Here is a 15,105-nt window from a genome sequence, read left to right as displayed (position 1 = left end):
AGAAACGGTCACGTCGCCTCGACCCCTTCAGGTGACGGCTTCGACCTCCTGCCGCGCAAACGGCCGATCTCGGTCCGCAGGTTGCGGTTCTTCTCCTCCAGTTCGGTGACGCGGTTGAGGATCGGGTCGAGCTGCGGGGCGAGTTCGTCGACGGTGTAGCGCGGGGTGATGTGCTGCGGGCAGTTCCAGTCGTATGCCATCACGTCGACTCGTACCTCGCGTTCGACTCTCCCGGGGTAGCCGGGCACAGCCAGCGACGTGCCGCCAGTGGCCGGGTCATGGGTGCGGCTGTGAGCCGCTGCCGTCTCAGGGCGCGCCTGCCCACCGGGGTGCCGTGCGGGGATGTCGTGCACGCTGGCCCAGCCGTACACCTTCAAGCGGGTCTGGCGGGCGTAGTCCATGAAGATCAGCGCGGCCCGTCCCTCAAGTGCCAGGTTGCCCATGCTGATGTACTGCCGGTTGCCGCGGAAGTCGGCCCACGCGATCGTGTGCTCGTCCGGGGTGCGGATGAACCCGGCCGGGCCGCCACGGAACTGCACGTACGGCCAGCCTGTCTCGGAGACGGTGGCGAGGTAGAAGCCGTCGAGCTCGGCGACGAACTGGCGTTCCAGCCCGGTGAGCGCATCACCGGTGCCGGGTCGCGCCTCCGGCGTGGCCGCCCGTCCGCCGGCGTCGGGTCGTAGCGGCGCCCGCGAGTCGTGGGCGCGGTGGTAGCGCTCGACCGCAGCGCGGCTGCCGTACCTCGCCTGCGCGTCGAGAACGGCGTCGGTGAACGCGAGCGAGTGGTAGCTGTGACTCATCGTCGTGCCGGTCAGGTCAAGGCTTCCAGGGCCTTGTGGATGACGGTGGTGACGGCCGTGGGCTGCGAGACCATGACGACGTGTGAGGCGTCGACCTCGACCGCGATGGCGTTGGCGCGCTTGGCCATGGCGCGGACGACGTCGGCGCCCGCGGCCGTGTCGGCAGCCGCAACGACCGCCCAGGACGGCAGCGTCTTCCACGCGGGAGGGCCGGACTTGTCGGTGAAGGCGGCGGCCGCGACAGGTCGCTGAACCGCAGCCATGACACGCGCTTCGGTCTCGGAGACGTCGGCAGCAAACGCGCGGTGGAAGTGGTCGGGATGGATGGCGTACTCAATCGCGCGGCCTCCGTCTGCGGTCGGGTACTGCAGCTCCACGAGGGCGGTGTTGAGGACGGAGTCCTTGGAGTCCGCGGTGACGTCGCCCAGGACCTCGCCCTCGTCGGGCGCGAACGCGGCGACGTAGACCAGCCCGATGACGTTGTTGGCTCGGGTGGCAGCGTTGGTGATGATGGCGCCGCCGTAGGAGTGCCCGACAGCCAGGACACGGCCCGGGATCTGCTCGAGGGCGCTGGCCACGTACGCGGAGTCGTGGGCGATCCCTCGCAGGGGGTTGATGATGGCCTGCACATTGACGAACTCGGCCTGGAGCTGCTCGACGACGCCGCTCCATCCGGAGCTGTCGGCGAAGGCGCCGTGCACCAGGGCGACGGTGATCGGGGCGGTTGCTGGTGTGGTGTCGGTCATGATCCGGCTCCTTCGGGAGTGTCTCGACGGCGAACGACCCTGCTGCGCTCGGACCCCGGTCGCTACCGGCGGCACGAGCTACCACGCCGGCGCTGACAGGGCAGCCCGCACCGGGTCGTTCGGTGGCTTCGGGCATCGGCCGGGATCCTCGGTGCAGCTGTGCTCACCGCCGGCTGATGACGGGTTGCCCCGCAAACCCTGATGCTGCCGGGCGCTGTGGTCTTCAGTCATCGGCCATGCGACTGCGCGGGCGCTCGCCGCCGAACGACTCACGTGCACGGTGCGGTTGGTCGCTCAGCTGCGAGCCTCGCCGGTCCCGCGACCGTTCTCCGGAGAGCCCATCGCTCACAAAACGGGCATGCCCGATGGGCATGTCCGCAACGGCCCTCGATGGTGGACAGCCCCTTCCGCTCGGCGGGATGGTGGACGCTCCGCAGTACTTGAGACCCGGCTCCACCTCGGTTCGGTCGCATCGCGCGAGTGACTGCCACCGCCGGGGAGTGCTGGCGCTGCCGGAGGCAGCGGCCCGATTGCCGAAGGAGTGTTGGTGGTGACGGTGCTCCCGTCTGCCCTCGGACCGGGCCAGGCCGGTGGTCTGCTCGGCCGAGAGTCCGAGTTCGCCATGCTCGAGGAGCTGCTCGAGCAGATTCCGGAACGCGGCGGCAGCCTGTGCCTGGAGGGACCGGCCGGGCTGGGCAAGACCTCCCTGCTGGACTGGGCGGGGCAGGCGGCCGCAGCCCGAGGATTCGAGGTCTGGCGGGCTGAAGGGACCAAGTCGGAGCAGGACATCCCGTTGGCGGCGGTGGGGCAGCTGCTCACACCCGTGCGGGATCTCACCGCGCGGCTGCCCCCTGAGATGCGCGCCGGCCTCGACGTCGCCTTGGGTTTCGAGACGGCTGTCCCGGCGCGGATCGACGCGGTCGCCATTGCCTTGCGCGAGCTGCTCCGCCGCGTCGACGGCCCCGTGTTGGTGATGGTCGATGACCTCCAATGGCTCGACGCGGAGAGCGAGCGGGTTCTCTCCTCGAGCATGCTGGCCGCCCCCACGCCGGGGGTCGGGCTGCTTGCCGCGCGCAGACCTCAACCATCAGCCGTCCGGCTGTCCGTGCCGTCCGGCGCGTGGCCAGTTCGGCGGCTGAGACCCTTGGGTGGCGTGCTCGGCCGGGCGCTCGTCCGGCGAGTGAGCCCCGCTGTCTCCGCGCCAGTCCTGGCCTCGCTGGTCACCGCGGCTGCCGGGAACCCGTTGGCGCTCGTCGAGCTGCCAGCCGCCATGAGCGAAGCCGAGCTGAGTGGGTCCGCGCCGAGCGTTGACGCGGTCCCGCTCAGCCCGAGGCTGGAGCGTCTGCACTCCGAGCAGATCCTCGAGCTGCCCTCGGCGGCACGGCAGGTCCTGCTGCTCGCAGCGCTCGATGACGGGCACGCGGACCTCATGGCTGACCTGGGTGAGGAGGAACGGGCCGGCCTCATCGCAGCCGAGGAACTCGGGCTCATCCGCACCGACGCGCGTACCGGAGCGATCCGTTTCCGTCACCCGCTGATCGGTCCGACCGTGCTTCGCCTGTCGACGAGCAGCGCCCGTCGCGCCGCCCACGTCGTGCTGGCGCACCACCTGAAGACCCACGACGACCGGTACGCGTGGCACCTGGCCGCCGGCGCCATCGGACCCGACGACGAGGTCGCCGGCCTGCTCGAGAGCGCCGCCGAACGCGCGCTGCGCCGCGGTCGCCCGGACCTGGCGATCCAGTCCCACCTGCTCGCGGCGCAGCTGAGCACCTCACTCGCCGGACGGGCGCGGCGGCTTACCCGCGCTGCATCCGTCGGTGCGGGCTCCCTCGGGAGCATGCAGCAGGCCTCCCGGCTGCTGGCTCAAGCACAGCAGGTGCATCCTTCGGTCCTGGCCACCGTTCCGGCCGCGACGGTGGCCGCCCAGGTGCTCATGAGCACCAGCGGCGAGCTGGCCAACGCCCAGCGGGTGCTGACCCCCGCCATCGCCCTGGCGCTCCAGCAGATGACCGACCGTGCGGGCAGCCGTGCCGATACCTCAATGGCTCTCTCTGGAAGCGTCAACCCTGATGAGGTCGCTGAAGCGCTGCATCACCTGCTGAACCTGTGCCTCTACGCCTGCGACGAGCGGACGTGGGCGACGTTCCACACGGTCGTGGCCGGCGTCGATCTGGCCGAGTTCCCTGACCTCGAGCTGTGCATCGACACGCTGGCCGACCCGGTCCGGACCGCCTCACGGGCGCTGCCGCGTCTGGACGCGGCGCTGGCCGGGCTGGATGAGCACAGCGACGCGAACCGCATTGGCCGGTTGGCGATGGCGGGCTTCTACCTCGACCGGGTCGACGAGGTCCGGGCGCTGCTGCTCAGGCAGGCGCAGGACGCGCAATCCGGGGGGCCCGTCGGCCCCGGCATCCTGGCGCTCTCGTTGCTGTCCACACAGTGCATCAAGACCGGCCACTGGGCCGAAGGGGAACGATGGGCCCGTGCGGGGATGGCCCTGTGCGAGCAAAGCGGTCACCTGCTCTACACGGCCCCGTTCGAGTTCTCGCTTGCGATGCTTGCGGCCGCCCGTGGCGACTCGGAAGCGGTGGCACGCACCTGCTCGCACCTGCTCGGTTGGGCGCTGCCGCGAGGAATCCGGATCGCGCAGGTCTATGCGGCCCACGCCCGGACCATCCTCTTGCTGGGGGCCGGCGACTTCGACCGCGCCTACCGCGAGGTCGCCACCGTGTGCCAGCCGGGCACCTTCGCGCCCCATCGGGCCTGGACGATCTGGATGTCGCTGGACCTCGTCGAGGCCGCGGTGCTGTCACAGCACCCGGAGGAGGCCGCCGCCCATGTCGACGCGATGCACGCGCATGACCTGGGCGCTCTGTCCAGCCGGTGCGCTTTGGTCGTGGCGGGCGCGACCGCCATCGCCGCCAGAGCGTTCGACCGTGACCTGTTCGAGGCCGCGCTCGCAGTCCCGGACGCCGGCCGGTGGCCGTTCGACCTGGCCAGGATCGAGCTTCGTTACGGACAGGGGCTGCGTCGAGCCCGGTTCACTTCGGAGGCGCGCCGTCATCTCGAGGAGGCCTTGGCCGGCTTCGAACGGCTCTCGGCACACGGGTGGGCCGCGCAGGCCCGCACCGAGCTGCTCGCGACCAGCCCCATCAAGTCCATCCAGGCGTCCGCCGGCCCCGGCATACTCACCGCCCAGGAACGCGTGGTGGCCCACCTGGCTGCTACCGGCATGACCAACAAAGCCATCGCCAGCCGGCTGCAGATCTCGCCACGGACCGTCGGGGCGCACCTACGCAACATCTTCGGCAAGCTCGGCGTCCGCACGCGAGCATCCCTGACCGACGCCCTGGCCGACGACGTGCCCGACGAAGCGGTCGTCGCCCCGGCGGGCGCACCGGCCCGTGACCCGGCTCTCAGCCAAGACGCGGCATCCGGCGCCACAGCCCAGTCCGCGCGGCGGTCGAGCGGACCTGCACGGCATACCTCGGGCAGCCTGCGTACCATTCCGACGCTTGATGGCGGATGAGTGTCGTGATTCCAAAACCGCCCCATCTGACGGGTCGTGCCGCCGAGATCGCGCAACTACGTGACTTCGTCGCCCATGTCCAGGGGGGCGGCGCAGCGATGCTGCTGACCGGGCCGCCCGGGGTCGGCAAGACCGCGCTGCTGGGTGTCGCCGCCGACCTTGCTACCGAAGCCAAGGTCACGGTGCACACCGTCATCTCGACAGAGTTCGACCGGCCCGACCCGTTCATCTCGTTGGCTCGGCTGTTGGCCCCTCTCCGCGACGGCCTGGGTGAGCTCCCGCGGAGTACCCAGTCGACACTGAAGGTCGCCCTGCGGTTGCGCGAAGGGCCCCCGGCTCGGCGTGAGGTCCTGGCCGCGGCCACACTCGAGCTCCTGCAGCACGCTTCTCTCGCCCGGCCGCTGCTGCTACTGCTGGACGACGCCCACTGGCTGGACCAGGCCAGCGCGGAGGTCATCGCCTTCGTCGCCCGGCGACTGCGAGGAAGCAGGGTGGGCATGCTGGCCACGGTGCGGGGCGGCACGCAGGCGCCGCTACTGCTGGCAGGGCTTCCCGACAGCGAACTGCGTCCGCTCGACCAGAACGAGGCCGACGCGCTGCTCCGAAGTCGGTTCCCGCAGCTCGCTGCGCCGGTCCGAGCACGCATCGTTGACGAGGCCGGAGGCTTACCTCTCGCCCTGCTGGAGATGCCGATGGCGCTCACGGCTGCGCACCGATCCGGGGATGCTCCGCTTCCCACCCGTCTACCGGTGGCTGCCCGGCTCACGCGCCTCTTCGGCGACCGGATCGGGAAACTACCCGAGGGCGCACGAGCCCAACTGCTCATGGCCGCTCTGAACGGGGCTGACGGCGAACTGTCGATCCTCCAGAGCGCCTCCCCGGACCGGGACCTGCATGGCGTTGTCGCCGCCGAGGCAGCCGGACTGGTCCGCGTGCGGGACCTCCCGCCACGGCTCGAGTTCCTGCATCCGCTCGTGCGCGCGACGGTAGTTCAGGAGGCCGCACCGCAGCAGCTTCGCGCAGCCCATCTTGCTCTTGCCGGCGCGTACCCGCATGACTCCGCCGCACACGCGTGGCATCTGGCTGACGCGTCGACCGAGCCGGAGGAGAAGGTTGCGGCACTCCTGGAGGCGCTGGCAGTGCGCACCCTCGCCACGGGAGGGGTGTCAGAGGCGATGACTGCCTTGCAGCGGGCGGCGGAGCTCAGCCCCGACCGTAGGCAGCGGGCCAAGCGAGAGATCCAGGCAGCCTTCGTCGGCGCCAACGTCACAGGCGACCTGCGACGAGCAGCAGAACTGCTCGCGGACGCTACCCGGCTCGAGCCAGCCTTGACCGGCTCGTTGGCCGCGACGATCACCGCCTCGTACCTACTGCTGAACGGCCAGTGCGAGGTCGATGCCGCGCACCATCTGCTGGTCCGCGCCATCGAGAACCACCCGGGCAAGTCCGACCCCTCCGACCCGCACCTGATGGACGCCCTCCACAGTCTGATGATCATGGGCTCGTTCGGTGGTCGGGAATCCCTCTGGGAGCCGTTCCAGCGAGCGGTCGCCAGACTGGGAGAGAACGTGCCTCCGGACGTCGACGTGTGCCACCGGATGTTCGGTGACCCCGTCAGACATGCAGCGCGCGGCATGGACGGACTTGACGCGGCGTTGGCCGGTCTGGCCGGGGAGCTCGACCCGATCCGGGTGACTCGCCTGGCTCTGGCGGCGCTCTACACCGACCGTCTCGACCGTTGCCGGCCGGCGCTCTGGCGCCTCATCAACGATGGCCGGCAAGGGGAGGGCGTCGCACTTGCCATTCACGCTCTGATCTCGAGCTGCATCGACGACTGGCTCACCGGCCAGTGGGACGAAGCCTTAGACCTTGCCGCGGAAGGCAGCGCGTTCGGGGACACCCACGGGTACCGCCGTTATCGGGTCATCCTGAAGGGCTACATGGAGCAGCTCGTCCGGGTCTGCCGAGGCGACCTCGACGACGGCCTGCAGGCCGCCGACGAGTTGGCCGTGTGGGGCAGCGAACGGGGCGCCGGCCTGTGCACGAGCTTCGCCGCGCACCTGCGGACGCTGCACTCCATCGCGCTGGAGGACTTCGAGGCGGCGTTCACTCATGTGACCGCGGTCAGCCCGCCAGGCGAGCTGGGCCGGTACTCACCCCACCGCCTCTGGATGCTGTACGACGTCGTGGAAGCGGCCGTCAAGACGGGCCACCTTGACGCCGCTACCGCGCACGTGGCGGCCATGCGTGATGCCGAGCTGCCCAAGATCTCCAGCAGGCTGGCCATGCTTACCGCCGGCAGCGCAGCCCTTGTGGCGCGCGACCCACACGAGGCGGGCGCTCTTTTCGCCGAGGCGCTGGCAGACTCCAGCACCACCCGGTGGCCTTTCGACCGGGCCCGCATCCAGCTCGACTTCGGAGAGCGCCTGCGCCACGAGCACAAGATGGCCGAGGCGCGTCACCACCTGCACACGGCCCACGCCGGGTTCGAGCAGCTCGGGGCGCACCCGTGGCTGCGACGCACCCAACGAGAGCTTCGCATGGCGGGCGAGGCGACCCCACCCGCCGCCACCGAGGTCGCTGAGCATCCGTTGACGGCCCAGGAAAGGCAGGTCGCTGAGCTTGCCGCGGCAGGTCTGACGAACCGTGAGATCGGCGAGCGGCTGTTCCTGTCGCACCGCAGCGTCGGCGCCATCCTCTACCGCGTCTTCCCCAAGCTCGGCGTCACCGCCCGGGCCGCGCTTCGCGGCGCGCTGGACGCGCGCTCGGACCGCACCGGGCACGCCCCGCCAGCGCCCTGACCTCCCTTGCGCCGTCTTGCGGGTGCGTCCCACTGTCGAACAGCCGATGCCGCTGACGCCGTGCTGCCGCAGGGTCGGGTCCGGAGAGCCGTCGAGAACCATCCCGATCGCCGGGCTTTCGTGCGTACCGGCCGCTCGTGGCACCCGAAGCAACGGAGGTCGTCATGGCAACGAACGCCCGAGCAGAGGACGCACGACGCAGCGTCCCGTTCCTGCGGTGGGTCCCCGTCGGGGTGGGCTTCGGGTGCATCGTCATGCTGGCCTTCAACCTGCGCCCCGGAGTGGTCAGCGCCGGCCCCGTCCTGGAGGAGGTCCAGAACGACCTGGCCCTGACACCTACGCTCGTACCCGTCCTCACCACCCTGCCGGTCCTGTGTTTCGGCGTGGTTGGAGCGGTCACACCGTGGCTCGAGGGGCGGATCGGCCTGCGAAACCTCACTGTTCTGGCCAGCTCGCTCATCGCCGTGGGGCTGCTGGCGCGGTCGGCCGCTCCCGGGGGCCTGTCGTTCCTCAGTCTGTCCGCGGTGGCGTTTGCTGGCATGGCCATCGGCAACGTGGCGCTGCCCTCGTTGGTCACCGTCCATTTCGCATCGCGGGTCGGTCCGGTGACGTCGATCTACACCACCGTTCTGGCCGGCGGCATCCTGGCCGCTTCCGCGCTGACCGTGCCGGTCGCGACCCTTGCCGGGTCGTGGCGGTGGGGACTGGCCCTGTGGGGTGCGGTCGCCTGCGTCGGCCTCTTGCCGGTCGCCCGTTTGCTGCGGCGGGTTCCACACCCCTGGGCGCCAGCTCGGCGGGCACGCGTTGACGCCCCCCATCCGGCACGAGAACGAGCGGACGGAGAACCGGTCAGGCAGTCCGGGCTCACCCTCGGGGCAGTCGCCCGGACCCGTCTCGGATGGGTCATGGCCGTCTTCTTCGGGCTGCAGTCCGTCCAGGCCTTCGCCGGCTTCGGGTGGCTCGCGCAGATCTACCGTGACGCGGGGTTCAGCGCTTCGGCGGCCGGGATGCTGCTGGGCGTGGTCACCGCCACCGTGGTCCCGCTGTCACTCGTCATGCCTCTCGTGGTCGCCCGGGCGGGCCACCCGGGAGCGCTCGTGTGCGGGCTGTCCCTGCTCTACCCGGTGGGTTACCTCGGGCTCGTCGCCGCCCCGGTGGGCGGGGCATGGCTCTGGGCGGTGCTGCTGGGGGCCGCCAATGCCGTCTTCCCCGTCAGCCTGCTCCTCATCGGGCTGAAGGCACGGACGGAGGAGGGCACCGCAGCACTGTCGGGCTTCACCCAGTCGGTCGGCTACCTGATCTCGATCGTCGGCCCGTTCGGCGTCGGGGTCCTGCACGCTGTCACCGGAGCATGGACCCTCCCGCTGTACGCGCTGGCTGCCCTGGCGCTCCCGCAGTGCGCTACCGGGCTCTACCTGGCTCGCCCCGTCGTCATCGAGGACGTCGTCGCCACCGCACCTGCACCCTCGGATCGGCGCAAATAGCGGCGGGCGCCGCGTCAGGGCTCTCGATGGGGCGCAGTCGCCTGACCGATGCAGCGCGGTCGTGGTGGTGCGGAAACTGGGCCGGTGAACGGCTGGCCGCGACCATCGTTCGTCTCGAACCGCACTCCGTCCCAACGCCGCTCACACCTCGCAGGCCCGCCCCTGATCGCCGGGGCGCGCACCGTCACACCTCCTGAGGAGTTGGCAGTCATGATTGCCACCCAGCACCGAACCATCGACATCGACGGCCTGAGCGTGTTCTACCGCGAAGCGGGCCACCCAGAGTCACCCGCACTGGTCCTCCTGCACGGGTTCCCGACCAGCTCGCGCATGTTCCGCAACCTCATCCCGGCCCTCGCCGACCGGTACCACGTCATCGCACCGGACCACGTCGGCTTCGGGGAGTCGTCCATGCCGTCCCTCGACGATTTCCCGTACACCTTCGACGCCCTGGCCGACGTCACCACGAAGCTGCTCGAGAAGCTCAAGGTCGGCAGTTTCGCGATGTACGTCCACGACTACGGGGCGCCGATCGGGTGGCGCCTTGCCCTCGCCCAGCCGGGGCGCGTCACCGCGATCATCACCCAGAGTGGCAACGGGTACGAGGCCGGGTTCGTCGAGGAGTTCTGGGAGCCGATCTGGGCCTACGCCAAGAACCCCGGACCCGAGACCGAGCCCGGAGTGCGGTTCCTCGTCAGCGCCGAGGCCACCAAGTGGCAGTACCTTCACGGCGTCCACCAGCCCGACCTCGTCGACCCCGACTGCTGGGCGATCGACCAGGCATTTCTCGACCGGCCCGGCAATGACCGGGTGCAGTTCCAGCTGTTCCACGACTACATCAACAACATCGACGGCTATCCCGCACTGCACGAGTACTTCCGGCAGACCCAGGTGCCTCTGCTCGCCGTCTGGGGGGCCAACGACAAGATCTTCGGAGCGCCCGGAGCCCCGGCCTTCAAGGACGACCTGCCCGACGCGGAGATCCATCTGCTCAACGCCGGCCACTTCGCGCTCGAGAGCCAGCTCGACACCATCTCCAGCTACATCCGAGGGTTCCTCGGCCAGGTCCTGTAGGCGCCGGCGGTGACACAGCTCGCGGACCGTCCATCGACGCAGCACGACGCGAGCAGGCCCCACCAGCTCGCTCCGGCCCGGCGCGTGAGTGTCGTGGCCGTGCTCACCACCACCGATCACAAGGTCATCGGCAACCTGTACCTGGGGACCTCGTTCGTCTTCTTCCTGCTCGGCGGCGCCATGGCTCTGCTCATTCGAGCCGAGCTGGTCGCCCCCGGGTTGCAGGTGGTCGACAACCCGGCCCAGTACAACCAGCTCTTCACGATGCACGGCACGATCATGCTGCTGCTGTTCGCGACCCCGTTGTTCGCCGGCTTCGCCAACGCGATCATGCCGTTGCAGATCGGCGCCCCCGACGTCTCGTTCCCGCGCCTCAACATGTTCGCCTACTGGCTCTACCTGTTCGGCGCGCTGACCGTGTGTGCGGGGCTGCTGGCCCCGGACGGCGCCGCCAGCTTCGGCTGGTACGCGTACGCGCCCCTTTCCGATGTCAGCTACAGCCCGGGACTCGGCGGGGATCTCTGGGTCTTCGGGCTCATCCTCGCCGGCTTCGGCACGATCCTCGGTGCCGTCAACTTCATCACGACGATCGTCTGCCTGCGCGCCCCCGGGATGACGATGTTCCGGTTGCCGATGTTCACCTGGACGGTGCTGGTCACCTCGCTGCTGGTCATCCTCGCGTTTCCGCTCCTCGCTGCGGCCCTGTTCCTGCTCGGGGCCGACCGCAGGTTCGGCGCGCAGATCTTCCAGCCTGAGAACAGCGGTGCGATGCTGTGGCAGCACCTCTTCTGGTTCTTCGGCCATCCCGAGGTGTACGTGATCGCGCTGCCGTTCTTCGGGATCATCAGCGAGGTCATCCCCGTCTTCTCCCGCAAGCCGCTCTTCGGCTACAAGTCGATGGTCTTCGCGGTCATCGCGATCGCCGCCCTGTCCGCGAGTGTCTGGGCGCATCACATGTACGCGACCGGGCAGGTGCTGCTGCCGTTCTTCTCCGTGATGACCATGCTGATCGCGGTCCCGACCGGCATCAAGTTCTTCAACTGGATCGGCACGATGTGGGGCGGCAAGGTCGTCATGAGTGCGCCGATGCTGTGGTCGATGGGCTTTCTCGTCACGTTCCTCTTCGGCGGCCTGACCGGCATCATCCTGTCCAGCCCTGCGCTGGACTTCCACCTCAACGACAGCTACTTCGTCGTCGCGCACTTCCACTACACCGTCTTCGGCACCGTCGTCTTCGCGATGTTCGCCGGCTTCGCCTTCTGGTGGCCCAAGCTGACCGGGACGATGCTCGACGAGCGTCTCTCGAGGATCCAGTTCTGGATGCTCTTCACCGGCTTCCACACGACCTTCCTGATCCAGCACTGGCTCGGGATCGAGGGGATGGCCCGTCGCTACGCCGACTACCTCCCCGAGGAGGGCTTTCAGGCAGCCAACCTTGTCTCAAGCGCTGGTGCGTTCCTGCTCGGTGCCTCCACCATCCCCTTCCTGTGGAACGTCTGGAGGAGCTGGCGGCACGGCACGCGGGTCGACACCGGCGACCCGTGGGGTTACGGGATGTCGCTGGAGTGGGCCACCTCCTGCCCGCCGCCAAGGCACAACTTCACGTCCCTGCCACCAATCCGCTCCGAGCGCCCCGCGTTCGACCTGCACCACCCGCACGCCGGAGCCATCGAGCGGCTCTGAGCCGGCGCTGCCGTTTGGTAGCGAGGCCATGAGGCCACGTCTTGACGAGCAGCGAAGGCCACGCGTGGAACGCGCTCAACGCTCGCAGGTGGGCACCAGCATCACGGGGACCGTTGCCCTGAGGACGAGACGGTCGACCAGCTGTGCGCGCCGGACCCATGAACGGTGAGCGTCGCTGCGGCGGACTCCGACGACCAGGAGAGCTGCGCCGCGGGCTTCGCCAGCGATCACATGCTCGATCGCCGCGGCGTCTGGTGCACGGCACGCGCGGGCACGCCCGGGATCGACGCGTCCCGCGTTCACACGCGTCGACACGCTCTCGGCGCTCAACGTGACCTTCACGAGACGCGGTTGCGAGCCCAGCGACGGCTCGGACAGCAGCATGATGGTCACGCCGACCCCCCGACGTTGCGCTGCGCTGAAGGAGGCATCGAGCAGGCCAGACTCCTTGTCGTGCGGGCTGATGACGACCAGGAGGCTCCCGGTCGGCTGACCGGGTGCGCCGGGGCGGGCGAGACCGGCTACGACCACCGGTGTGGCGCTGAGGTCCGTCAGGCGCCGCCACGGCGACAGGCCCGCCGGGCGCCAGGGCGCTCGTGGTGTCCACGAGCGCCCCACGACGACGAGGCGAGCGTTCTCGGATGCCTCCGCGAACACATCGAGCGGACGGCCCGGCGACAGGCACCCTGTTGCCGCCAACTCGGGCGCAATCTCGTTGGCCTGCTTGAGCGCCCACTCGAGCACGCGTCGGCCGGCCTCCTCGAAGGTCCCGGCTGGACGCACGAATGTCTGTCCGGTCAGCACCGTCGCGGCCCTCGGTGAGAGCGCCCCCACCGGGACGGGGTGCACGACGCGCAGCGGCGCCCCCACGAAGGCAGCCTCGGCAGCCGCCCACAGCAGCGCGTCGACGTCGCGGTCACTGGTGACCTCGACGACGACCGGCGCATCCCGAGGCTCGCGTGCTGAGGGAAGCGAAAGGGCCCAGGGCCCGGGGGCGATGGAGTGCCGTCGGGGTCGTGACCGCATGAGTTGCCCTCTGGTGCAGGTGTCGGATCTCCGCGCAGGGGCGGGTCAGTGGTGGGCCAGACGTTCGGTGGTCTGTGTGAGCAGCCGACCCTGGTACTCGGCGGCGGCGAGCACATCCGCGTCCGGTTGTCCTTCGGTGCCGGTGGACGAAGTGCCGTACGGGTTGCCCCCGGCGGGGAAGAGGACGGCGTCGGTGTAGCCAGGCGGCACGATCAAGCACCCCCAGTGGTAGAGGACGTTGTTCAGGGCCAGGATCGTGCTCTCCTGGCCGCCGTGCAGGTTCTGCGAGGAGGTGAAGGTGGTCGCGGGCCTGCCGGCCATGACGCCTTGCTGCCAGAGCCCGCCGGTCTGGTCCATGAACTGCTTCAGCTGAGCGGCCGGCAGCCCGAACCGCGTCGGCGTGCCGAAGGCGTATGCGTCGGCCCACTCGAGATCCTCCAGCGCGGCCTCCTCGACGGCGAGCTTCGTCTCGTCGACGTGACGTCGCCAGGCCGGGTTTGCGTCGATGGCCGCTTCGCCGGCCAGCTCAGGTACGCGGCGCAGGCGCACTTCCGCACCCGCGTTCACAGCCCCGGCGGCGACGGCGTTCGCCAGGGCGTGGACCGAGCCGGTCGCGGAGTAGTAGATGACCGAGACTCGTGATGCCATGGCGGGTCCAATCCCTCTGGGGAGCAGTCGAACTGACTGCCCTGTGCCGACAGCATGCGGGACGGGCCGCAGGTGCCTCATCGGCAGGATGACTGCGCTGTGGCTCTCATCGGACACTCAGCCGGGTAATCCCGCGCAGGTCCACGGTGATGGCGCTGTCGATGACGGTGGCACGCAGCAGGACCTGGTGGCACGAGCGGCAACGGGCGATGAGGCCCATCGGGCTCCCGTCTCCGCGATGACCGTGAGCGTGCCTGTGCTGGGGCAGACCGGTCATCCGTCAATCGAGTGCGCGACCCGACCATCCTGACCGGCACGAGCGAGGCCCAGGACCTCGCGGACGGCCTCGGCGAACGCGTGCGGCGCCTCCTGGGGCAGGTTGTGCCCGGCGTTCGCGACGTGCCGGTGCACGCGCGGACCAGTGAAGTGCCCGGCCGCAGCTCCCTCGTCGGTTGCGGGGAAGTTCCCGTCAGCGAGCCCGTCGAGGGTCACCGCTGGCACCGAGATGACGGGTAGCGCACTCAGCGCCGTCTGCACCGAGGCGTACCGGGGGTGTCCGCCCGCGAGCCCGAGCCGGTGGCGGTAGGAGTGCAGGACGACATCGGCATAGTCCGCGTTGTCGAACGCCTCTGCGGTGCGAGCCAAGGTCTGCTCGTCGAAGTTCCAGGCGGGGGAGTTGCGCAGCCAGATGACCTCGGCGATGCCACGAGGGTCGGCGCGAAGCGCGTTCTCGCCACGGACGGTGGCGAAGTACCAGAAGTACCAGAACCCGGCCTCCAGCACCGGCGGCAGCGGCTGGTTCGCGGACGTCAGGTCCTGGATGAGGTAGCTGTTGACGGAGACGAGCCCCGTGCAGCGGGCTGGCCACAGGGCCGCGACCACGCAGGCTGCTCGGGCTCCCCAGTCGTAGCCGGCCAAGACCGCGCTGTCGATGCCCAGCGCGTCGAGCAGCTCGAGCACGTCGGTGCCCAGGGCTGCCTGCTCGCCTGACCGTGCGGCACTGTCACCGAGGGACTGGGTGGCACCGTGGCCACGTAGGAACGGCACGATGACCCGCATCCCGGCCTGCGCCAGCTTCGGCGCGACCGTCTCGTACGAGTGGATGTCGTACGGGAATCCGTGCAGCAGTACGACGGGTGGTCCTTCGGCCGGGCCCTGCTCCACGTACGCGACGTCCAGGACGGTGGTCCTCACCCGGTGGACGGGTCCCATTCGCGGCGTTGCGTTCAGGTCACGTCCAGAGGCGGGCTTCGACTCGACGAGTCGGTCGGAACCCGAGGGTGCGGAGGTCATTCTTCGCCTCTTCCGGAG

General features: G+C 69.8%; 11 protein-coding genes. 5 read left to right on the top strand and 6 right to left on the bottom strand.

Going from position 1 to position 15,105, the window contains the following annotated elements:
- Positions 1–8 precede the first annotated feature (8 nt).
- The gene (locus ACXR8F_RS16375; protein ID WP_458802023.1) at positions 9–800 is read right to left on the bottom strand and encodes a pyridoxamine 5'-phosphate oxidase family protein; all 792 of its coding nucleotides are present in this window, start codon (positions 798–800) and stop codon (positions 9–11) included.
- Between the two features lie 11 nt (positions 801–811).
- Positions 812–1,546: an alpha/beta fold hydrolase gene (locus ACXR8F_RS16370; RefSeq protein WP_458802021.1), complete on the bottom strand. Its 735-nt coding sequence runs from the start codon at positions 1,544–1,546 to the stop codon at positions 812–814.
- Positions 1,547–2,093: 547 nt separating this feature from the next.
- Here ACXR8F_RS16370 and ACXR8F_RS16365 point away from each other — a divergent pair.
- The 5 genes from ACXR8F_RS16365 to ctaD all read left to right on the top strand — a co-directional run bounded on the left by ACXR8F_RS16365 (position 2,094) and on the right by ctaD (position 12,120).
- Positions 2,094–5,078: a helix-turn-helix transcriptional regulator gene (locus tag ACXR8F_RS16365; RefSeq protein WP_458802019.1), complete on the top strand. Its 2,985-nt coding sequence runs from the start codon at positions 2,094–2,096 to the stop codon at positions 5,076–5,078.
- The gene (locus tag ACXR8F_RS16360; protein ID WP_458802017.1) at positions 5,075–7,879 is read left to right on the top strand and encodes an AAA family ATPase; all 2,805 of its coding nucleotides are present in this window, start codon (positions 5,075–5,077) and stop codon (positions 7,877–7,879) included. Before ACXR8F_RS16365 ends, ACXR8F_RS16360 begins: the two co-directional genes overlap by 4 nt.
- Before the next feature lie 164 nt (positions 7,880–8,043).
- Positions 8,044–9,363 (top strand): MFS transporter, encoded by a 1,320-nt coding sequence (locus ACXR8F_RS16355; protein ID WP_458802015.1) that lies wholly within the window; start codon positions 8,044–8,046, stop codon positions 9,361–9,363.
- 210 nt (positions 9,364–9,573) lie between these two features.
- Positions 9,574–10,437 carry an alpha/beta fold hydrolase gene (locus ACXR8F_RS16350; protein WP_458802013.1) on the top strand — a complete coding sequence of 288 codons (864 nt, stop codon included), beginning with the start codon at positions 9,574–9,576 and terminating at the stop codon, positions 10,435–10,437.
- An 84-nt stretch (positions 10,438–10,521) separates the two neighbouring features.
- On the top strand, positions 10,522–12,120 hold the full coding sequence (ctaD, locus tag ACXR8F_RS16345) for an aa3-type cytochrome oxidase subunit I (RefSeq protein WP_458802064.1): 1,599 nt from the start codon (positions 10,522–10,524) through the stop codon (positions 12,118–12,120).
- Between the two features lie 75 nt (positions 12,121–12,195).
- Here the strand turns inward: ctaD and ACXR8F_RS16340 are convergent, their stop codons facing one another.
- The 4 genes from ACXR8F_RS16340 to ACXR8F_RS16325 form a co-directional block, all read right to left on the bottom strand.
- Entirely contained in the window at positions 12,196–13,146 is a 951-nt protein-coding gene (locus ACXR8F_RS16340; protein ID WP_458802012.1) for an adenine nucleotide alpha hydrolase family protein, read from the bottom strand.
- 45 nt (positions 13,147–13,191) lie between these two features.
- Positions 13,192–13,794: an NAD(P)H:quinone oxidoreductase gene (gene wrbA / locus ACXR8F_RS16335; RefSeq protein WP_458802010.1), complete on the bottom strand. Its 603-nt coding sequence runs from the start codon at positions 13,792–13,794 to the stop codon at positions 13,192–13,194.
- 106 nt (positions 13,795–13,900) lie between these two features.
- Positions 13,901–14,014 (bottom strand): DUF6510 family protein, encoded by a 114-nt coding sequence (locus ACXR8F_RS16330; protein ID WP_458802008.1) that lies wholly within the window; start codon positions 14,012–14,014, stop codon positions 13,901–13,903.
- 53 nt (positions 14,015–14,067) lie between these two features.
- The gene (locus ACXR8F_RS16325; protein WP_458802006.1) at positions 14,068–14,988 is read right to left on the bottom strand and encodes an alpha/beta fold hydrolase; all 921 of its coding nucleotides are present in this window, start codon (positions 14,986–14,988) and stop codon (positions 14,068–14,070) included.
- Positions 14,989–15,105: the final 117 nt, after the last annotated feature.

This window comes from Terrabacter sp. AAH1 (assembly GCF_054456855.1).
This window is presented reverse-complemented; position numbering and strand designations above follow the sequence as displayed.